Here is a 20,382-nt window from a genome sequence, read left to right on the forward strand (position 1 = left end):
ACTACGCGGCATGGCAATCCGTATCCGCCCCGTCGATCGGCACGACACGGCCCGGCTCGTCGTCCTGCTGGATCAGCTCGGCTACCCCACCGATGACGCCGATGTCCACGAACGTCTGACCTACTGGCTGCACGACCAGGCCAGCGTGCTGCTCGGCGCCGATGACGCCGGCGAGCTGATCGGAGTCGCCGCCCTGCATGTGTGTCCGATATTGGAGAGGACCGGCAGGTTCGGCCGGGTCGTCGCCTTGGTCGTCGACGACCGATACCGGGGGCAGGGCGTCGGGCGTTCGCTGCTGACCGAGGTCGAGCGTCGGGCCCGAGCCGCCGGTTGCATCATGATGGAGGTGACCAGCAGCGTTCATCGGGACGCGGCGCACCGGTTCTACGCGGGTCTCGGGTATGAGGACACGGTGGACAGGTCTCGACGATTCATCAAGCCCCTACCACCTGCCGGGGAGAGCCCGCGCAGGTAGCCCGTCCGGCGACCCGGAAACAGGTCCAGGCCGAGGGCACCGAGCAGCAGGTACGCGGTCGTCGGCTCGCCCACCGCCTCTCCCTGCCCTGTCGTTGTGCCACCCGACCAGCTTGACCGCAGGGCTCAGACCCTCGGCGGTGGCGGGGTGGTGGTCAGTTCGCCGCACTTGGGGCACCAGCGGCTCTTGACCCGGAACGAGAACAGCCCGGCCAGGTAGCCGAGCACCGCAGCGCTGGTCAACGCGCAGACATCCATATCCTGTTCCTTCTCTCCAGGGCGGGCAAGACATGACTCCGGTCGGCAGCGACGGCTCGGCTCACCCGGCCGGGGGCGGCGTCGGGTCGGCAGCCCGTCGCCGACGGTCGATCCAGGAGGCACGCAGCGACAGCCAGCTCGACGGGCCTCGGGCGTACACCTCGGTCAGCAGGGATGCGAAGACCTCGCGCCGCCGGTCGGCCGGCAGACGGGGCCGGGCCAGCTGTGGTTGCCGGGCGGCGGCCCGGTCCCACATCAGGGTTTCGGCGTGCAGGGCGTCGATCTCGTTGCGGCACGCACCGGTGCACCGGTAGACGCGGGTGGCGGCACGGACGGCCGGGGTCATCGGGGTTCGGCAGTCCGCGCAGTGGATCAGTGCGGCCAGTGGGTATCCGGCCGGGTCGGGGTAGTCGACCATCATCAGCCGCCGCCCGGTCAGCCACGGTGGGCGGCAACGGTGCGACCGAGTGCCGCGCGGGTCTGCCGGGCCAGGTCGACGATCGGCGGCCAGCCGTGGCCGACGAGGGTGCGCAGGTCGTCGTAGGCGTGCGGCGGCGCACCGTTGAGGATGTGCCGGTCGAGGCCGCAGGCCCAGGTCAATGCCGCCAGACCCTGATCGGTGACGTGGAGGCGGCGGCGGGTGCGCAGCGCGGTGGCCAGCCGGACGGCGGGCCAGCCGGCGGTGTTCATGTCGGTGGGCACCCACCGTTCGCCGCGCTCGACGAGGCGACGGCGGGTCACTTCCCGGCGTACGTGGCCGGCGCGGGCCAGTCGGGTGGCGACCTGCCGGACCGCGGTTTCGCTGAGCAGACCGACCCAGGTCTTCACCGGTTGCGGGGTCGGCGCGGCGCTGATCTGGGCGAGGATGCCGTGCACCAGGTCGTCGGGCGGGGCGACGGTCGCGCCGACGACGACCAGGCCGCGGCGCACGGCGATCCGCTGCGGGTAGAGCAGTTCGGCCAGCAACGCGGCGGCCAGGCCGTGGCTGAGCGCGCGGGGGTGCAGCAACGGTCGGCCGTGCAACCGGTGGTGGGCCATCCGGAACAGGTCGTCGGCCAGCGGGTACGTGGACATTCGGCAGACTCCTCGGCAACGTGCTCAGATAAGGGGGCGTGGAACGCCGCCCGCCGCCACGCCCACCTCGGCAGCGACGACGGGCGGCGGCTCAGGTGCGCCAGACGATCAGCAGGTCGTCGGCGTCGGCACCGACGTACACCTGATCGATGGCCTCGCCGATCACTTCGGCGTCGGTGCGAGGCGGCGACACAGCGGCCAGGTCGGGGCGGCGGCGGGCGACGGACAGGCCGACGAGGCGCTCGACCCGGCCCGCGTCGACCGGGCCCAGCCGGCACCCACACGGCCCCCGGTACGCCCGACCGCCGTCAGCGGTCCGCAACGGCTGCAGCCGCCGCCCACACGCCGCGCACACCAGGACCCCACGCAGCGGCCACCGGTCGGACGTGTCGCCGCGCTCGGGTTCCCCGACCGGTTGGCCGTCTTCGGGCAGGTCAGAGCGCAGCGAAGGCATCGAAGGACTCCTACGGGTGCACGAGGTTGACCGGCGACGGAACGGGTGCCACCGGCACAGAGGACTGAAAATCACAGATCGTCGCGATCCAGTAACTCGCTTGGATCGACAGTGGCACGCCGAATCTGGTCCGTCAATTCTTCCATGGAAAAATCTTGAGACCATCTCGATCGGTCGGCCTTAATGATCAAAATGAATCGCGCTAGCCTGGTTGCGCTGACAGGCATGGATGGTCCAAGATGGCGGAATCCACCTCACCCACTGTGGAGGCAGACGTGCCCAAGGTCGTCGGTCCAACCATCCCGCGCTGGCAGCTCGGCGAGGAGCTCACCCGCCTACGCCGCGCCGCCAACCTCACCGAGGCAGTCGTCGCCGACAAACTCGGCTGCTCCGAGTCGAAGATCAAGAAGGTCGAAGCCGGCTACGTCGGCACCAACCGCGCCGAGCTGATGGTCATGCTCGACATGTACGGCGTCACAGACGAGGCCGCCCGCAACGACATGATCGAGTTGCAGAAGCGCGGCAAGGAACGCGGCTGGTGGTCCAAGTTCGGCATGGTGCCCCAGCAGTTCGCGACCTTCCTCAGCCTGGAGTCCTCGGCGACCAGCATCCGCGTCTTCGAGCCGCTGATCGTCCACGGGCTCCTGCAGACCGAGGACTACACCCGAGCGATCGTCTCGACGCATCTGCCGAACGCGACCGCCGAGGAAGTCGAACGGCAGGTGCAGATCCGCCGCGCCCGCCAGGAGCGGATCTTCGCGGACCCGCCGCAGACCTGGATCATCCTCGACGAGGCGGTCCTGCACCGCCGGGTCGGCGGCACCGGCGTGCTGAGCGTCCAGCTGGCCCACATCCTCGACACCGTCAAGGCTGCTCCGTGGCTCACCCTCCAGGTCGTCCCGTACAGCCACGGCAGCTACCCCGGTGAGCTCGGCGCGTTCACGATCTTCGACTTCGAGGAGGACATCCACTCCCCCGTCGTCTACGTGGAAGGCCAGGCCGGCGGCCTCTATCTCGAACGTGACGCGGACCTGCGTCGGTGTAACCTGGCGTACAACCACATCACGGCCGCCGCGCTCAGCCCACCCGAGAGCGCCAAGCTGATCACCGCCCTGACCCGCGCCACGGGTTGACCGACGAGGAGCAGCACGTGACCCCCGACCTCGACCTCAGCACTGCTGTCTGGCGCAAGAGCAGGAAGTCATCCGCGAACGGCGGCTGCGTCGAGGTCGCCAACCTGGGTCAGGCGTACGCGCTCCGCGACTCGAAGAACCCGGACGGCCCGGTCCTCATCTTCACCCCCGAGGAGTGGGACTGCTTCCTCGACGGCGCAGAAAAGGGCGAGTTCCGCCAACTCTGACCGCGACCTGCGGACGAACTACCCGCAGTGGCAGACACCGTGCCGGCGAGCCGGCTGCACCACCGGCCAGCCCGTACGCGTCAGCGTCGCCAATGATCATCCGCCGCGCACAGCTCAGCGACGTCGACGTCATCATGAGCTGGCGACGCGAACGGGAGGCGTGGCTCGCAGCCCGGGCAGAAGACCAGTGGTCGATCCCACTACCCCGGTCCGCCGTCGCCGCGACCGTGTCCGCAGGTCAGACCTGGATGGTCTTCGACGGTGAAACCCCGGCCGCGACCATCACCCTCACCGCCTACGTTGACGTCGACGGGCTCTGGAAACCGGACCGCGACCCCGAAGCCCTCTGGTACCCCGAGGACGACCCAGCAGACGCGCTCTACGCCGCGAAGATGATGCTCCCGCTTGAACGAGCCGGCGACGGCATCGGCACCGAACTGCTCGATTGGGCCGCCGGCCGAGCATACGACGCCGGCCTCACCTGGCTACGCCTCGACGCATGGACCACAAACCCACGACTACACAGCTACTACCGGCGACGGGGATTCCGACACGTCCGCACCATCTCCACCCGCGTCAGCGGAGCCTGCTTCCAACGCCCCGCCCAGCCTTACGAACCCGGCCGCCGACTCAAACTCGACACTGGATGAGATGATTCGCCAGGAAACCGGACGCCATCGCACTAGCACTTTGATATAGCGCAAGACGTTGAAGGGCACCATCTATCGAACTTGAGCAATTAAGCTCGCAATTCTTTCACGAACACCTTCGCCCGTCGCCCAAAATTTCGCAAACGAAGGAACTCCGCCGTTTAATAGATTCCATACATCTGTTGCGTAGACCATCGCTGAATCACCAGCGAGCCAGTAGGAATGAAGCCCGGAAGCCTCCGACACAATCTCCAGTCCCAGCCCTTCTTCGGCGCGGAGCACCTCTATAGCCATCAGCGCAGTTCCGCTATTCAAATAGAGTTGACCCTCGAGACCTAGCGCATCAGCAACCGAGAACATCGCATCACATTCGATCAGACAGTCAAGGCCACCGAACTCCTTCACCCCAGAAGAATCCAAACCAACCTCGACTGCTCCATCGATCTTGACGGAAGCACCAACCGGGCTTCCCGTTTCTACCGCGTACGATATCTCCAGCTCCTCATCCACGTCTCCAGGGTCACAAGATGGGGCAAAAATGACATCAGACTGGAAAAACCCACTTGCATAGGAGAGGCCGCCGTACCGCGCCTGCAAGCGATCCAACAGATCCACTATCGCGTCATTCGAGTCGCCATAGATCTTCACAATTTCTCGCCGAAGAATCTCTCCGGTCAACCCTCTTTCAAAGTCAACCCGTCGCGACAACGTCCGAAGAAAACGGGCCGCGCGCCCAGAGAGCCCTGCAGGCGAGTCAACAATATAAGCGCTTACCGTCGCACTCATGGCGCACCTCTCGATTTTGATGCCAAGCGCCGAAAGAAGGCGACTGCATGACTGGCAGGGTGCCATAACCTGCCCATGCGATGTTGCACCAATGCGTTTGGACTGAATGCCGACGGTGGTCACAGACTCGGGAACGGCGCCAAGCCCCATCAGCTTGGCTGCACCACTCACCTCGCTACAGCCACCATGCGCGTGTCCACAGGCAGTCAGCGCCGACATCAAGCCTCCGGGGATCGGTCCAGGCGTACCAGAGGTCGTATGAACTGCGACCAGGAGTCCGGACGGACGGACACCGACACTCTCACTCACCGTTCCAGGCCGCTGACGCTTGGGGGTACTGTTTCGGATGTCATCCGCAATAGCGCTGAGGCGATCTTCAGCCCCATCACCGCAGTTGTGGACGAGGACGGGGTGGTCGTCGGCGAGTACATGGTACGTGTGGGTGTGGGCGACTGTCAGGTCGCGCATCTCCCGTTGGTCGCGGCGTGTCTCGACTGACACGACGGTGACCTCGCCACGGCCGGCCACCCGCAGCTTGGCACCCGCCTTGAGGTCGCCGGCGTCGGTCTGCCGTTCGGTGACCACGTTGTCGTCGGCGTCGTAGCCGTAGTGGGTGGTGCGCTTCAGCCCGTCCGGGTCGACGGTGGTCGACGTCTGCCGGCCGGCGGCGTCGTAGGCGTACGTGACGACGGTCGCGCCGTCGTCGGTGACCTCGCGGACCAGGTTGCCGGCCGCGTCGTACTCGTTCGACTCGATGACGAACGACGAGCTGCCGTTGGTGCGGGTGACGTCGGCGATCAGCCCGTTGTCGGTGTACGTGTACTCGGTGATCCAGCCCATCGGATCGGTCTCGGCGGCCAGCCGCCCGGCCGGGTCGTACGACTTCGCCGAGATCAGCACGTCGGTGGCGGGCTGCGGGTCGTCCGGGTCGCCGGTGAAGCCGAGCACCGTCGTGGTCAGCAGGTTGCCTTCGTCGTCGTACGTGTTGGTGGTGACGCCGCCGTCGTGGTCGGTCTCGGTGACCACCCGGCCGTACGCGTCGTAGCCGAGGGTGGTGACCGTGCCGCCCGCGGTGGTCGAGGTGGCCTGCTGGCCGTACTGGTTGTAGGTGTGCTGCTCGGTGCGCGGCGCGTCGCCGCCGGTCAGGTCGGCGACGGTTTCGGTGAGCACGTTGCCGTCGTCGTCGTAGGTGTAGGTGGTGCGGGCGGTGTGCACCGCGCCGGTGACCCGGTTGGTGACCGCCGGCCCGGTCTCGGTCGCCACCCGCCCGGCGGCGTCGTACGTGTAGGTGGTGGTCAGCCCGGCCGGGAAGGTGTCGCTGAGCTCCGTCTCGGTCAGGGTGCGACCCAACCCGTCGTACGTGAACCGGTCGATCTTGCCGCTCGGGTCGGTGACCTGGGCGACGTCGCCGTTGGCGTGGTAGTCGACGGTCTGCACCGCGCCGCCCGGGGTGGTGACCCGGGTCGGCAGGCCGGCCGGGGCGATCCCACCGCCGTACGCGGCGGTGCTGGTGCCGTCGGTGTAGCCGGTGGTGGTGACCCGGCCCAGCGGGTCGGTGATGGTGGTCTGGTTGCCACTGGCGTCGTAGCCGTACGACGTACGGTAGGTGTCGTCGGTCTCCGACGCCGACCGCCCGTCGCGGACGGTGAGCAGCAGGTCGTTGCGGGCGTCCGGGGTCAGCGTCGTGGTCGTCGCGTCCGGGTAGTAGGTGTAGTAGACCGACGAGCACTTGTTGGCGGACTGGTCCTGGCAGCTGACGCTCTGCTTGGTGTTGCCGCGCACGTCCTGGAACGTCTGCGTCCACACCCCACGCGGGTCGTATACCAGGCTGCTGTAGCCGCCGACGTCGTAGCCGAACTTGGTGACGTTGTCGAGCGCGTCGGTCTGCGCCACCGGCCGGCCGCCGTTGACCAGGTCGTAGCTGTAGGAGAGGGTCTCGCCGGTGGGGCCGGTGACGGCGACCTGCGACACCGGCATCGGGATCGCGGTGGCCACCCCGGAGATCATCGTGACGGCGACCGGCGCGGTCTGCTGCGACGCGGTGTAGTGGGCGGTGACCTGCGCCTGGCTAAGTTCGCTGGTGAAGAACGCCGCTTCGGCGATCTCCCCTGGGAAGTAGCTGACCGCACCCGGCGTCGACGGCCAGCTGCCCATGGCGAATCCGGCACCGAGGTACGCATAGGCGACCGGGGTGGCCTCACCGCCCTGGTTGAGGGTGCCGACCAGCTCGCCGTCAAGGTACATCCGCTGGCTGCTGCCGGACAGCGTGAGCGCGACGTGGTGCCACTGGCCGTCAGTGACCGTGCCTGCGGTGGTGACCGGTGGATTCGTGCCCGCGCACCAGCACCACTTGCCACGGAGCTTGCCGTCGACGCCCACGTACAGCGCGGGGATCCGCTCACCGACAACAGGCGTACTGGTGATCGGGTTGGTCTGGAAGCCGTAGAGGACGCCGCCGGTTGTACTGCCGGACGGCATCTTGAACCACATCGACACCGAGGCTGGATCGGTGCCGCCGACCCGTTCCGGCGGCAGCTCGACGTAGGAGTTGGTGCCGTTGAAGGAGGCGGCGGTGGCACCGGCGAACGGGCCGTCCGCGCCGAGGGTCACCTGGTTGTAGGTGGCGACGCCGCCGTCGACCTGGTTGACCGCCTCGGTCACCGCCACCTCGCCGAGACGCCAGTAGTCGGCCGGCTTCGCGCCGAGCACCGAGGCGGCGTACACGTCGGCGCTGCCGGCGACGGTCGGGGTGCCCATCGTCCAGACGCCGCCGTTCTCGTCGGTGACGGTGGCGACCCGGCCGGTGGTGCCCTGGTAGGTGACCTGCGCGGTGACACCGCCGGTCGGCCGGGTCACCGTCGACAGCACCGGATGGGTACGGGTGCCGGCGGCGTGCAGGGCGGCGACGGTGGCCGCCGGCAACGCCTGGTTGTGGAACGCCACGTCGGAGATCGAGCCGGAGAAGTAGCTCGCCGCCGCCGGGCTGACCCCGCTGTTCTGGTGGCCGGGCCAGTTGCCGCCGATGAAGCCGGCACCGACGTGGATATTGTCGGCGTTGTCGGGCAGCTGCATGATGATGCCGCCGAGGCTGCCCTGGGCGACGCCGTCGAGGTAGAGGGTCTGCGTGCTGCCGGCCCCGGCGAGCGCCACGTGGTGCCAGTCGCCGTCGTTGACCGGCGCGGCGGTGGTGATCGCGGCGGCGGCGTTGCCCTGCCAGAACTGGCCGCGCAGCTTGCCGTCGCTGCCGACGTACAGCGCCGGCACGTAGGTGGTGGGTGTGGTGCCGGCGGTGACCGGCGCGGCGCTGTAGCCGAACAGCACGCCGTTGACGGCGGTGGTGCGGAACCACATGCTGACCGTCTGGTACTGGCCGTCGGCCACCAGGTCGCCCGGCAGCTGCAGGTACGACGAGGCACCGTCGAAGGCGGCGACGGTGGCGGTCGAGCCGGGGCGGGCCGCCGCCTGGCCGAGGGTCACTGCGGCGTACCGGGCGTTGTCGATGCCGGCGTTGGTGAGCACCGCGCTGCGGGCCACTGTCTCCCCGGACGACTCCGACAGCGGCCAGTACGAGTACGGCCCGGTGTCCAGCACAGTGTTGGCGTACGGGGAGATGGTGGTGTGGCTGTAGCCGTGGCAGGCGCTCGGGCCGGTCGGCGGGCAGATCGGCGGGCAGACCTGCGTCAGGGTGTCGTCCGGGCCGTACGCGTACTGCCAGGTCTCGGCGCTGGCCGGGGTGCCCGGATCGGCCGGGTCGGTGGCGACGGTGGTGACGTGCGGGTGGGCCGACCCGGTCGGTGTGTCCCAGGTCAGCCACAGCGACCGGCCGGATGCGCTGGTGATCCGGCTGGCCAGCCCGCCCGTGTAGTCGACGGTCAGGGTGCGGCCGTTGGCGTCGGTGACCGCGGTCAGCCGGAACACGCCGCCGCCGGCGGACTGCCCGAACGTGTAGACGGAGGCGTCCTTGTCGGTCAGCGTGTAGCCGGTCAGGGTGGCGCCGCTGCGGGTCTCGGTGAAGGTGGCGAACCGGCCGGACGGGGCAGTGAACGTGCCGTCGGCGTTGCGGCCGAACGCGATGTCCTGCCCGGTCGGATAGGTGACCAGCACCGACTGGACGCTGCCGGTGGCGTCCGGCACGGCGGTGGCCCGGACGTCGAGCAGGCTCGACCAGCCGGCGCCGAACGCCGACGTACGCCGGGTGTCCAGACTGTTGTAGCTGCGGGTGATGGTCAGTGACGGGCCGACGGTGGCGACCGTCGCGTCGGTCGCCGAGGTGGTGTAGTTGCCGATGCCCGGGTCGTAGCCCTTGCCGGCGTTCTGGCTGAGGTGCCGGCCAGGGTCGGTTGCGGCACGCCGATGGTGAACGCGTACGCCGGGTAGACGGCGCTGTAGCTCACCTGGTCGTGCACCCGGACCGTGTAGAGGTAGGTCTTGTTCCAGGCCAGGGTGCCGGTCGGTACCCGCCACGACGGGCTGGTCACCCAGCCGGAGTTGGCCACGACGGTGGTGCCGGTGCTGTCGTGGACGACGTACTGGTGGCGCAGCCCCTGGTTGGGCCAGGCGTCCGGGTCCTTGGACCGGACCAGCAGTTCCGGGGTCAGCGTCGGAGTCACCGCGTTGTTCGCCGGGTAGCGGACGTTGACCTGCGGCGCGACGTTGTCGGTGTAGGTCAGTTCGACGTACGGCTTGTAGGCACCGCCGCCGTAGTTGGCCGAGGTGAACCGCTTCCAGCCGTTGGAGTCGGTCTCCGAGGCGGTCAGCGCCAGGCCGTGGTTGGTCCCGCCGGTGGACCAGTCGTTGAAGGTGGCGACGTTCAGCGGCACGGTCACCCATTTGCCGACGCTGCGGTTGCCGGAGGTGTTCTGGCAGGACGGATAGTTGTCGGTGACGGTCAGTGAGCCGATCGAGCTGGAGATGTCCGGGCCGGGGTGGTTGGCGGTGGACAGGTTCGCCACCGTCCACGCCTGGTTGACCCGGTGCACGGCGAAGGCCCGATGCTCGGAGCAGCTGTAGGCCCAGGTCAGGTAGAGCTTCAGTTTGGCGGCGGTGATCCGCTTGCCGATGAACCCGTCGTCGTCGAACTCGTCGAAGTGGATGAACGAGCGGGCCTTCACGCCGCCGCCGTCGTAGGTGCCGACCGGCAGGTTGTCACCGTTGTGGTTGGTGGTCAGGGTGTCACTGTCGACGTACACGTCGCCGGTGGTGCCGGTGGTGGCGGTCGGGTCCACCCGGACGGGGTAGACCCGGGCCGGGTCGTCCAGCCAGGCCCGGTCGGCGGTGACCTTCAGCGCCTGGCCGCCGCCGGGCTGGTCGACCAGCTCGAAGTCGACGTCGGGTGACTGGGCCGGCGCGCCGGAGTGGGGGTCAACGTTACTGTCCTCCATGAACCCGCGCGGGAACCAGACCCGGGCGGTGCCGTCGGCGTCGACCAGCTCCACCCAGCCTTCGGCGGTGAGCCGGGGCGTCAGCCCGGTCAGGTCGAGCGGGAACGTCCAGGTCGACGGGGCCTGCGGTGAATGCCGGCCGGCACCACCACGGTCAGTCCGAAGAGCAGCAGCGTCAGGGTCGCGATCCGGCGGGACGCACGACTGATGGCACGGCGCATGGCCGCCCTCCCCCGTGTACTGAAGACTGTCCGACGTTGATCACGCCGACATCGGACAGTCTCCGACCGCACGAGCGGAGCGCACAAGCGTCCGTACGGAGGGTTGACTTAGATCAACCCTCAGCGATTTAATCCCGGGCTCAGTCGTCGGCCGGGTCACCGACCGCTGCGGCGACCAGGTCGCGTACCCGCTGCTGGACAGCGGCCGGACCGGTGTCTGACACCACGGTCACGTTGCCGGCGTCGCCCGCCGACTGGCCCTCGGCGACGAGTACGAAGTCGACCTGCGGGTAGCGGGTGGCGTCCCCGGCCGTCGCGGCGGTCGGCGCCTCGCCGACGGCCAAGACCAGCTGACACTGGCTGCCAGCCAGGCTGGCGAGATATCCGGCGGCGTTGTCGGCGGTCTGCGGCCCGTTGACTTCGAGGAACTGCACCCTGGCCCGGGTCTGCAGCGAGGCGTCCTGCATGCCGGCCCAGACCGGTGCGGCGGCCGGGTCGGTCACCCCGGCGGATCCGGTCAGCAGGCAGGCGGTGACGTCACGGTACTCGCGGGCGCGGGGCTCCTCGGGATCGTCCGGCCACAGCACCACCGTCAGCAGCACCGCCACGACGACGACCAGCCCGGCACCGCCGGTCAGCAGGGCGATCCGCTTGCGCCGCTGTCCATCCTGGTGGTCCTGCGTCCGCTGGCCGTCCCGACCGCCCTTACGCTTCGTCACGGTCGCACCCTACCCGCACCGGGACACGTCGGGGGGTGCCGTCCACACTGATCCGCACCGTCGGTCAGCTGTCGGCGCCGGGTCCGCCGATGGTCGGGCCGGCCGGCCAGAGCGCCGTCAGGTCGGCCGGGGCCAGCGGGCCACGGTACGCGGCCCGCAGCACCGCCGCACGGGTCTGTGGGTCGCCCCGGTCGGCGAGCGCCACGAACCAGTCGATGCCGGCCGGGTACGCCCACAGGTACGACCGCAGTTGCGGGTCGACGCCACGGTCGGTCAGCGAGTCGCCGATCTCCTCGTCGGACCAGAACGGCACCCGCTGCCGGGCCCACGCCACGCAGTCGGCGACCGGCACGCCGTCGTTGATCGCCCGGTGCAGCCCGGCCCGGACCAGCTGGGTGTAGTGCGCCAACCGCACCCGCGCCACCGCCACCGCGTCGTCGCCGATGACGAACAGCGGCAGCGCCTGCGCCAAGCCTTCCAGCAGCACCTGGGTGTTCGTGTGCACCGCCAGCAGGCGTACCGCGCCGTCGTCCACAGTTGACCATCGGGCGTACCAGCTGGCCGACTGCAGGGCGTGGCCGAGCACCTCGTGCAGCGCGAACACCCGGGCCTGCGTCTCGGTGAACTCGGCGCGCTGCCGGTTCAGTCGCAGCCGGGCGGCGGTACCGGCGCCGTCGAGCCAGTACGACCAGTAGGCGTCGACGTCGACCCGTTCGATCGTCAACTGGTACGGCGCGGTGGTGCCGGTCGCCGCCCGTACCAGCGGTTCCAGGTCGGCCGCCGCCTGCTCGATGGCGTCCGGAACGTCCTGGCGGCGCAGAATGCCTTCGGCGCGGGCCAGCTGGCCGGGGAGTCGTTCGTCCCAGTCGACGCCGAGGTCGGCCAGGCTGGCCCGGGCCCGGTCGCCGACCTCCGTCAGGTGGTCGTCCGGCCAGCCCGCCGCGCCGCAGCCCTGGGTCCGCCGGATGTAGCCGGTCAGTGGCCGCCGCTCACCGAGCATGGCCCGCAGGTAGGTGATGTCCGCGTCGACTCGGGCCCGCAGCCGGTCGTCGGCCCGGCAGTCCGGCTCGTCGGCGACGGCCGCCAGCTCGGCCAGTACGGCGAACCGGCTGGTCGCGGGGGTGGGCGGTGGGGCGGCCGGGTCGAGCGGCGCGCAGTCGTAGTCGATCACCGGGGTGGCGCCACGTCGGCGCTCGTAGCCGTCCCACGCCCGCAGCGCCGCCTCGACCCTGTCCCGTACCGGCATCGTCGTCACGTTCCCCATCCTGGCGTACCGGCTGGCACAGCCAACTCCCAGCTGGGTTCCAGCGGGCTGCGGGCAACGGTGGTGAGGGTTGGTCGCAGATCCGCACGACACCTGACAGTGAGCTATCTTCACGAACGGAGAAACGGATGCGACGCGACTCCCGCCGGGACACCACCCCGCGTTACCAGGGCCGCCCGTTGCCCAGGCCGGACGAGGAACTCGTCGACCAGGGCCTCGGCTTCGACCTCGGCACCCTGCTGGGCCGCCGGCAGGTGCTGCGGGCGTTCGGTCTGGGGGCCGCGACCCTCGGCCTCGCCGCCTGCAGTGCGAACACCGCCGCCAGCGGCGGCACCTCGGCGGCGGCCGCGACCGCTGCGGCGACCGGCGAGATCCCGGACGAGACCGCCGGACCGTACCCCGGTGACGGCTCCAACGGACCCGACGTCCTCGACCAGAGCGGCGTCGTCCGCAGCGACATCCGCTCCAGCTTCGGCGAGTCCAGCGGAACCGCCGACGGCGTACCACAGACCCTCGAACTCACCATCACCGACCTCGCCAACGGCGGCACCCCGTTCACCGGCGTCGCCGTCTACGTCTGGCACTGCGACCGCGAAGGCCGCTACTCCATGTACTCCGAAGGCGTCACCGACCAGAACTACCTCCGCGGCGTCCAGATCGCCGACGCCGACGGCAAGGTCACCTTCACCACCATCTTCCCCGGCTGCTACACCGGCCGCTGGCCACACATCCACTTCGAGGTCTACCCCGACGAGGCCAGCATCACCGACGCCGGCAACGCCATCGCCACCTCCCAGGTCGCCCTCCCCCAGGATGTCTGCGACACCGTGTACGCCGAACCCGGCTACGAATCATCGGTCACCAACCTCGCCCAGCTCAGCCTGGACACCGACAACGTATTCGGCGACGACGGCGGGGCGAGCCAGCTGGCCACCGTGACCGGGGACGTCTCGGCAGGCTACGCGGCGACGTTGGTGGTGCCGGTCGACACCACGACGGAGCCGGCCGGTGGTGGGCCCGGCGGTACGCCGCCGAGCGGCATGCCGTCCTGACCTGCCACCCACTTGCCGCCGGGTCAGCCGCCCCCACCACCACCGTCGCCCCCGCCACCACCACCGCCGGTGCCGCCGGTGCCACCACCACCGTCACCGCCGCCGTCGCCTCCACCGGCACCATCGCCACCACCGGCACCGTCACCGGATCCACCGCCGCCCTCCGCCGCGCACCAGTCGGTGAAGTGCAGGGTGGACCGGTCCACCTCGGTGAGCCCCCAGGCGGCCGGGTCGAACAGGTCGGTGTCGATCTCGCGGTCTCGTACGGTCCGTCGGCCGGCGCTGATCGCGAGCAGCTCGGCCCGGGGTGGGGCGAGCGCCTGGCCGAGGATGGTGAACGCCGCCCGCAGCGCGTCGGCGACCGGCCCGGCATCCGGCCGGTGGTCGTGCCACCACCTGGGCCGGGTCACCGGCGCGCTGGGCAGGTCCCGCTGGGAGCCGGCGAGCCAGAGCAGTTCGTAGGGTAGGCCGGCGGCGGCCGGAGCACGGCCCCGGCGGCGGCGACCGTACCGACGGTAGTGGCGACGGGCACGGCGCTGCTGTGCGGAGGCGGCCCGGCCGGTCCCGGTGCGGATGACCTGCTTCGGCAGCGCGTACCGCACCAGCCCGAGCAAACTCCCGCCGAGCACCATGACCAGGACGGAGAACACCAGCGCGGCGAAGTTTCCGGTGCCTTCGAAGACCTGGACGAGGGCGAACAGGCACAGCAGCAGGTAGCCGACCTTGAGGAGGCGGAAGATCTCGTGGGGTTTGACCGCTGACAGGTATCCGGTCTGGGTGAGTCGGGCTCGCGCGGTCCCCACTATCAGCGGCGCGACCGGACGGTCTCCCGGTTGGTCCAGGGTCAGCTCCCGACCGGCTCCGTCCAGTTGTCCAAACAAGGTGGTCAGGATGTTGCGTTGCCCGGTCGGCAAACCGTCGCCGGATCTGGTCGAGCGGACCAGGGCGACCGGTGCCCCGGACCGGCCCGCGTGGACGTCGAGGTAGCCGGCCTCGGCCAGCTCGACGATCGCCGCCGCCAACGCCGCGCCGCTGTGCAGCACGGTGCCGTCCAGCAGGACGTACATGTCCAGCAGCGGTGGCGGTCCGGGCGGCTCCGTTTCGATGCCGGCGCGGCCGGCTCGCTTCGTGACGTCAGCCATGGCACCGATTGTGATGACCCCGCGCCACCGAGTAGCCACCGAGACAGCTCGGTGGCGCGTCGCCCTGCCCCGTCGACCGTCGGACCGGCGTTGCGGACGCCGGTCCGACGTCGGCGGCGGCCAGGGTCAGCTACGCAGGTTCCACTGCTGGTTGGTGCCGGTGTGGCAGGCCCAGAGGATCATCTTCGTGCCGTTGGCCGTTGCGGCGCCGTTGGCGTCGAGGCAGAGCCCGGACTGTACGCCGCTGATGGTGCCGTTGGCGTTGAGGTTCCACTGTTGGTTGGTCTGCCCGTTGCAGTCCCAGATGATGACCGTGGTGCCGTTGGTGGTGCCCTGGCCGTTCGCGTCCAGGCACTTGTCGCCGTAGACCATGAGCTGCCCGCTGGAGGTGTGGGTCCACCGCTGGTTGGCGGCGCCGGTGCAGTCCCACAGCTGGGTCTGGGTGCCGCTGGTGGTGCTCGAATCCGGCACCTCCAGGCAGCGTCCGGACTGGACTCCGACGAGCTGCCCGGTCTGTTCGTCACCGCCGCCGGTGCGGGGTCCGGCGGCGGCCATCACCGCGCGGGCGCCGGCCGGCCAGTTACCGTTGGTGACGGTGGTGTTGTTGTTGACGACGTTGCCCCGGTCGCCGTTCGTCACGTTGGTACTGCCGTTTGTCGACCAGTTGTTGGTGACGGTGAAGTTGCCCATGTTCTCGGCGAACCAGTAGTTGGCGGTCGCCCAGGTGCCGGTGTTCGAGAAGACGTTGTTCCTGGCGGCCCAGTACCGGGATCCTTCGTCGAAGTAGACCCCGAAGTAGCCGTTGGTCCGCAGACAGTAGTTGTCGCTGATCAGCCCGCCCTGGTTCGCCGACAGCGTGTAGATGCATCCGCCGTCGTTCATCTGCTGCATCACGTCGTGTACGTAGTTGCCGATGAGCCGGTTGTTCGACGCGGTGGTGGGCGTCGAGTACCGCGGCTGGTAGTTGTACAGGCCGCGGTCGGCGTAGTGGTTGCTGCCGCCCGCGTCGTTGGCGCCCCAGCCGTACCCCATCGACATGCCGGTGTACGGCATGTTGTAGACCTCGTTGTAGGAGATCGTGGCGTTGGTGACGTAGGTGGTCAGCACAGAGACGATCCCCCGGTGTTCGACCCCGATGTCGTGAATCCGGTTGTCGCTGATGGTGATGTCCCGGTTCACCATCCGCTGGTCGCTGGGGTGGTGTGCGTCGGCACGCACCCCGCCGACCACGATGCCACCGGCCGACGTACGGGCGATCTCGGACTTTTCGATCGTGATGTTGCTGGCGCCGAGTCCGACGCCGCTGGCGTGGGCGTTGGCGTCGTTGCCGATACCGAGCGCAGTCTGGCCCAGGTTGAAAAACCGCGAGTCGGTGATCGTGATGTCGTTGGCGGCGGATATCTGCACGGCGGCGGGCGACTGGTACCAGTTCGGGCGGGCGGCCTCGAACTGCGGGCAGCCGTTGTGGCAGGAGGAGAAGCCGGGCCAGTTCCAGTTGCCGGCGATGTAGGCGCCGGTCTGCTGGTCCACGTAGCCCTGGTTGCTGCTGGGCCCGAGCCAACTGGTGCCGGTGAACGTGATTCCGCTGAATGTCACGTCGTGCACGGGGGTGTCGTAGGTGCCGCCCAGGTTCACCAGCGACTGCAACGTCGGCAGTTCGACGCTGATGTTGCTCATGTTCTGGCCGGCGGGCGGAATGTAGTGCAGGTCGCCGGTGGTCCGGTTGAGGTACCACTCCCCCGCCGTGTCCAGGAACTCGTACGCGTTGGTCAGATAGAGCGGGCCGGCGCGGTGCGGGCTGGTGAAGGTGTCGTACCCGAAGTTGTTGTTGTTCCACGCCGGTTGCGCCATGGTGATGAGGTTCCCGGCGATGCTCTGCACCGGAGAGTACCGGTCCGTGAAGGAGCCGACGCTTTCCATTTCGATCCGGTTCTGGTTGGCCAGATTGTTCAGGTAGCCGAGCGCGGGGTTGCTGAACCTCATGCCGGCGCTGCTGGGTGTGAAGTCGGCGCGGTTGACCTGGGTCCGTGCTCTGGTGGCGATGGCACCGTCGACATACAATTGCCGGGTTTCGGTCCCGGCTCCTACGTTCGCCCGCCAGATGTTGCGTCCGGAGTCGGCAAGCGACCAGCCGGTGACCGCCCGCGCGCCGCTGATCACCGGGCTCGCCGACGGCGCCGCCTGCCAGAGCACCCGGTAGCCGTTGTTGCCCGAGTCCGCCGCGGTGAATCGCAGCGGTGCCGACAACCGGTACACCCCGTCGGCCAGCTGCACGACGATGTCACCGGACATTCCACCGTTGAGCGAGCGCACCGCCGACTGGGCGGAGGTCAGTGAGCAGGGCTGGGCGGCGGAGCAACTGGTGCCGGTGCCGGACGGGGACGCGTGGAGGGTGGTGGTGGCCGCCATCGCGGGAGTCGCCGCGACGACGGTCACCGCGGCTACGGCGGTCAACGCCGCGACTCCTCCGGCCAACACCCGACTTCGCGTCGAGGAGGATGCGGATCTGGACACGGTGGATCTCCTTACCCTTGGGACGGTGCGGATGCGCGAACAGGACGGTTGTTAGCGCTAACAGGAGCCTTGCCTGGCGGACCCTGCGGAAAATAGAGCATACGTCATACGTTGATTAGCGTCAATGTTGTCGAACTGTTTCGCGGTTTGCTACGAATCGTATGAACATGGCTCCGGTCGCTCCGCCGCAAATAGCACCGGCACCCGATCGGAAACCGTCACCGGTCGTCACCGGCCGACCGACCGCCGCCGGTCAGCCCAGCCGCCCGCAGCGCCGGCCAGAGCTCGCCCGGAGCCTCGATGTCCGCCCGCCGCAAGGTCTCGGTCACCTGATGGCTGTTGCGCATGCCGACCACCGTCGAGACCACCGCGGGATGCGATCGGACGAAGGCGAGTGCCGCCTGCGGAAGCGTGACACCGTGCCGCTCGCAGATCGTCGCGATCCGCCGGGCCCGCTCAATCAGCTCCGGTGCGGCCCGGCGATAGTCGTAGAGCGCGTCGTCCGGTGGCCGCTCGCGCGACAACAGCCCCGAGTTGTAGACACCGGCGATCACCACACCGACCGCGCGCTCCTGCGCGGCGGGCATCAGATCGGCCAGCGCGCCCTGGTCGAGCAGGGTGTACCGGCCGGCGCACATCACCAGGTCGACGTCGGACTCCCGGACGAACCGGGCAAGCAGCCGCGACTGGTTCATGCCGACCCCGACCGCGCGCAGGACGCCCTGGTCACGGAGCTCGGTCAGGGCGGGCAGCGCCTCGGCCACGGCCCGCTCCCAGTGGTCGTCGGGGTCGTGCAGGTAGGCGATGTCGATCCGGTCCAGACCCATCCGCTCCAGACTCGCCTCCAGGCAACGGCGCACACCGTCGCGGCTGAAGTCCCAGACCCGGCGGTGGCTCGCGGCGACGTCGAACCCCTCTGGGTCGCGCGAACCGGCGGTCTCCGGCGACGGGACGAGAATCCGTCCGACCTTCGTCGACACCACGTACTCGTCGCGCGGTCTGGACCGCAGAGCCGCCCCGAGCCGCCGCTCGGACAGCCCCAGCCCGTAATGCGGCGCGGTGTCGAAGTACCGGACACCGCCGTCCCACGCGGTGTCGATCGCGGCGGCGAACTCCTCGTCGGTCGTCACCCGGTACAGGTTGCCGCCCTGGGACGCACCGAAGCCGATACCGGTCAGGCGTACCGCCGGTCGACGCGGCAGCGACCGGTCCGCCGCCGGGTGCTCCGCACCGCCCATCATCTGCCCAGCCAACCGCCGTCGACCGGCAGGACGATCCCGTTGACGTAGTCCGACGCCGCCGACGCCAGGAACACGGTGGCACCGCCGATATCGTCGGCTTGCCCCCAGCGGCCCGCCGGAATCCGCGTCAGGATGGCCTGGTTCCGGTCCGGATCGTCGCGCAGCGCCCGGGTGTTCTCCGTGGCGATGTAGCCCGGAGCGATCGCATTGACGTTCACCCCGTACGTTGCCCACTCGTTCGCCAGCGCCCTGGTGAGCCCGGCCAGGCCGGACTTCGACGCCGCGTAGCCCGCGACGTTGACGCCGCCCTGGAAACTCAACAGCGAGGCGGTGAAAATGATCTTCCCGTACCCTCTGTCGACCATCAGCCGACCGATTTCGCGGCTCAGCACGAACTGGCTGGTCAGGTTCACCTCGATGATGTGGTCCCAGCTCTCGTCGGGATGCTCGACGGCCGGGGCACGGGCGATCGTGCCCCCGTTGTTCACCAGGATGTCCGGCGGACCGGCAGCGGTGAGATCGTCGGCCAGCTGACGCACGGCCGCCCGGTCGGCCAGGTCGGCCCGCAGCGCGGTGAACCGTCGGCCGGCGGCGCGTACCCGCCGCTCCACCTCGCTACCGTGCGGCTCGAGGCGGGCGGAGACACCGACGATGTCGGCACCGGCCCGGGCGAGCGCCTCGGCCATGGCCAGGCCGATGCCACGCCGCGCGCCGGTGACGACCGCGGTCCGCCCGGTCAGGTCGAACGGAGTGTTCACCGGGCCGCCACCTGCCAGTCGAGCAGCACTTTCAGCACGCCGTCGCCGTTCTCCAGCGCCGCGAAGGCGGCGTCGACCGATGCGAACGGCACGACCCGCGAGATGAGCGCACGCGTCGGGATGGCCCCCGAGCCCACCAGCCGGATCGCCTCCACCATGTCGTCACGCTGGTACAGGCGGGCGCCGAGGAGCTCCAGCTCACGCCAGAAGAACCGGTGCAGGTCGACGGTCCGGGGCCGGGCGTGGATCGCCACCATCACCAGGCGGCCGTGGGTGGTGAGGACGTCGACCGCCGTGGCGACGCCCCCGGCTGAACCGGACACCTCGAAGGCGATGTCCGCGCCCGCGCCGTCGGTCCACTCGTTCACCACCGCCACCGGATCCGTCACCTGCGGATCGACCACCGCGAACCCGATCTCACCGGCGACGGACCGCCGGAACGGATCCGGTTCGACGAGCAGGACCCGCGCGCCGTGCAGCTGGGCGACGGTGGCGATGAGAACACCGACCGGTCCGCCGCCGACCACCACGACCTGGTCGCCAGGGGTCACCTTTGCCCGCCGCACGTCGTGCACGGCGACCGCGACCGGTTCGACGAGCGCCGCGTGGTCGAGTGGCACCCCTTCCGGCAGCGGCAGGACCAGCTCCGCCGGCACCGTCCAGTACGACTGCATGGCACCCGGCGAGTCGATGCCGAGGAAGTCCATCGCGTGGCAGACGTGGGAACTTCCGCGCCGGCAGGCGACACACCGCCCGCACGACCGGGTGGGCATGACCGTGACGGCCTGGCCGACGGACCAGCCGTCGACGCCCGGTCCGACGTCGGCGACGCGTCCGGACATCTCGTGCCCGAGCACGGCCGGCGCGCCGACGCGGGCGTCCATGTCCCCGTGATAGATGTGCAGATCTGTGCCGCAGATCCCGGTGTAGGCCACCGCGATGCTCACCTCGCCGGGACCCGGCGGCCGCGCGGCACGAGCCTCGACCTCGAGGTGACGAGCGGTACGGTAGACCACTGCCTGCATCGGTCCTCC

General features: G+C 69.5%; 18 protein-coding genes. 5 read left to right on the forward strand and 13 right to left on the reverse strand.

Going from position 1 to position 20,382, the window contains the following annotated elements; all coding sequences use genetic code 11:
• Window positions 1–10: 10 nt before the first annotated feature.
• A complete protein-coding gene (locus EDC02_RS16055; protein WP_123602663.1) occupies window positions 11–475 on the forward strand; it encodes a GNAT family N-acetyltransferase in 465 nt (154 codons plus the stop codon).
• 125 nt (window positions 476–600) lie between these two features.
• On the opposite strand, the gene EDC02_RS42380 is transcribed toward EDC02_RS16055, so the two are convergent.
• The 4 genes from EDC02_RS42380 to EDC02_RS16070 all read right to left on the reverse strand — a co-directional run bounded on the left by EDC02_RS42380 (window position 601) and on the right by EDC02_RS16070 (window position 2,260).
• The gene (locus tag EDC02_RS42380; RefSeq protein WP_255500391.1) at window positions 601–732 is read right to left on the reverse strand and encodes a hypothetical protein; all 132 of its coding nucleotides are present in this window, start codon (window positions 730–732) and stop codon (window positions 601–603) included.
• A 61-nt stretch (window positions 733–793) separates the two neighbouring features.
• Window positions 794–1,153: a hypothetical protein gene (locus EDC02_RS16060; protein ID WP_123602664.1), complete on the reverse strand. Its 360-nt coding sequence runs from the start codon at window positions 1,151–1,153 to the stop codon at window positions 794–796.
• Window positions 1,154–1,167: 14 nt separating this feature from the next.
• Window positions 1,168–1,806 carry a GPP34 family phosphoprotein gene (locus tag EDC02_RS16065; protein ID WP_123602665.1) on the reverse strand — a complete coding sequence of 213 codons (639 nt, stop codon included), beginning with the start codon at window positions 1,804–1,806 and terminating at the stop codon, window positions 1,168–1,170.
• Window positions 1,807–1,897: 91 nt separating this feature from the next.
• Window positions 1,898–2,260, reverse strand: a complete 363-nt coding sequence (locus EDC02_RS16070) for a zinc ribbon domain-containing protein (RefSeq protein WP_123602666.1) — start codon at window positions 2,258–2,260, stop codon at window positions 1,898–1,900.
• A 239-nt stretch (window positions 2,261–2,499) separates the two neighbouring features.
• Here EDC02_RS16070 and EDC02_RS16075 point away from each other — a divergent pair, with 239 nt between their 5' ends.
• From EDC02_RS16075 to EDC02_RS16085, 3 genes are all read left to right on the forward strand, one after another.
• Window positions 2,500–3,393: a helix-turn-helix transcriptional regulator gene (locus EDC02_RS16075; RefSeq protein ID WP_233605960.1), complete on the forward strand. Its 894-nt coding sequence runs from the start codon at window positions 2,500–2,502 to the stop codon at window positions 3,391–3,393.
• A gap of 17 nt (window positions 3,394–3,410) precedes the next feature.
• Entirely contained in the window at window positions 3,411–3,620 is a 210-nt protein-coding gene (locus tag EDC02_RS16080) for a DUF397 domain-containing protein (protein WP_123604840.1), read from the forward strand.
• Window positions 3,621–3,712: 92 nt separating this feature from the next.
• Window positions 3,713–4,270, forward strand: coding sequence for a GNAT family N-acetyltransferase (locus tag EDC02_RS16085; RefSeq protein ID WP_123602668.1), 558 nt, complete (start codon window positions 3,713–3,715; stop codon window positions 4,268–4,270).
• A gap of 72 nt (window positions 4,271–4,342) precedes the next feature.
• Here EDC02_RS16085 and EDC02_RS16090 read toward each other — a convergent pair whose 3' ends face one another.
• From EDC02_RS16090 to EDC02_RS16105, 4 genes are all read right to left on the reverse strand, one after another.
• The gene (locus EDC02_RS16090) at window positions 4,343–9,343 is read right to left on the reverse strand and encodes a LamG-like jellyroll fold domain-containing protein (RefSeq protein WP_233606402.1); all 5,001 of its coding nucleotides are present in this window, start codon (window positions 9,341–9,343) and stop codon (window positions 4,343–4,345) included.
• Complete coding sequence (locus EDC02_RS41640; RefSeq protein WP_123602670.1) at window positions 9,283–10,491, reverse strand: DNRLRE domain-containing protein; 1,209 nt, start codon at window positions 10,489–10,491, stop codon at window positions 9,283–9,285. The genes EDC02_RS16090 and EDC02_RS41640 overlap by 61 nt, the downstream gene beginning before the upstream one ends.
• Before the next feature lie 307 nt (window positions 10,492–10,798).
• Window positions 10,799–11,377, reverse strand: a complete 579-nt coding sequence (locus EDC02_RS16100) for a hypothetical protein (protein WP_199757652.1) — start codon at window positions 11,375–11,377, stop codon at window positions 10,799–10,801.
• A gap of 64 nt (window positions 11,378–11,441) precedes the next feature.
• On the reverse strand, window positions 11,442–12,632 hold the full coding sequence (locus EDC02_RS16105; RefSeq protein ID WP_199757653.1) for a hypothetical protein: 1,191 nt from the start codon (window positions 12,630–12,632) through the stop codon (window positions 11,442–11,444).
• 137 nt (window positions 12,633–12,769) lie between these two features.
• Between EDC02_RS16105 and EDC02_RS16110 the strand changes: the two genes are divergently transcribed.
• Complete coding sequence (locus EDC02_RS16110) at window positions 12,770–13,693, forward strand: intradiol ring-cleavage dioxygenase (protein ID WP_123602672.1); 924 nt, start codon at window positions 12,770–12,772, stop codon at window positions 13,691–13,693.
• Window positions 13,694–13,716: 23 nt separating this feature from the next.
• On the opposite strand, the gene EDC02_RS40845 is transcribed toward EDC02_RS16110, so the two are convergent.
• From EDC02_RS40845 to EDC02_RS16140, 5 genes are all read right to left on the reverse strand, one after another.
• Complete coding sequence (locus EDC02_RS40845; protein ID WP_199757654.1) at window positions 13,717–14,835, reverse strand: hypothetical protein; 1,119 nt, start codon at window positions 14,833–14,835, stop codon at window positions 13,717–13,719.
• Window positions 14,836–14,961: 126 nt separating this feature from the next.
• The gene (locus tag EDC02_RS16120; protein ID WP_199757655.1) at window positions 14,962–17,349 is read right to left on the reverse strand and encodes an RICIN domain-containing protein; all 2,388 of its coding nucleotides are present in this window, start codon (window positions 17,347–17,349) and stop codon (window positions 14,962–14,964) included.
• 218 nt (window positions 17,350–17,567) lie between these two features.
• Window positions 17,568–18,590 (reverse strand): aldo/keto reductase, encoded by a 1,023-nt coding sequence (locus EDC02_RS16130; protein ID WP_233605961.1) that lies wholly within the window; start codon window positions 18,588–18,590, stop codon window positions 17,568–17,570.
• On the reverse strand, window positions 18,587–19,348 hold the full coding sequence (locus EDC02_RS16135) for an SDR family oxidoreductase (RefSeq protein ID WP_123602676.1): 762 nt from the start codon (window positions 19,346–19,348) through the stop codon (window positions 18,587–18,589). Before EDC02_RS16135 ends, EDC02_RS16130 begins: the two co-directional genes overlap by 4 nt.
• Window positions 19,345–20,373, reverse strand: a complete 1,029-nt coding sequence (locus EDC02_RS16140) for a zinc-binding dehydrogenase (protein ID WP_123602677.1) — start codon at window positions 20,371–20,373, stop codon at window positions 19,345–19,347. The genes EDC02_RS16135 and EDC02_RS16140 overlap by 4 nt, the downstream gene beginning before the upstream one ends.
• Window positions 20,374–20,382 lie beyond the last annotated feature (9 nt).

It is taken from the genome of Micromonospora sp. Llam0 (assembly GCF_003751085.1).
Classification (GTDB): domain Bacteria; phylum Actinomycetota; class Actinomycetes; order Mycobacteriales; family Micromonosporaceae; genus Micromonospora_E.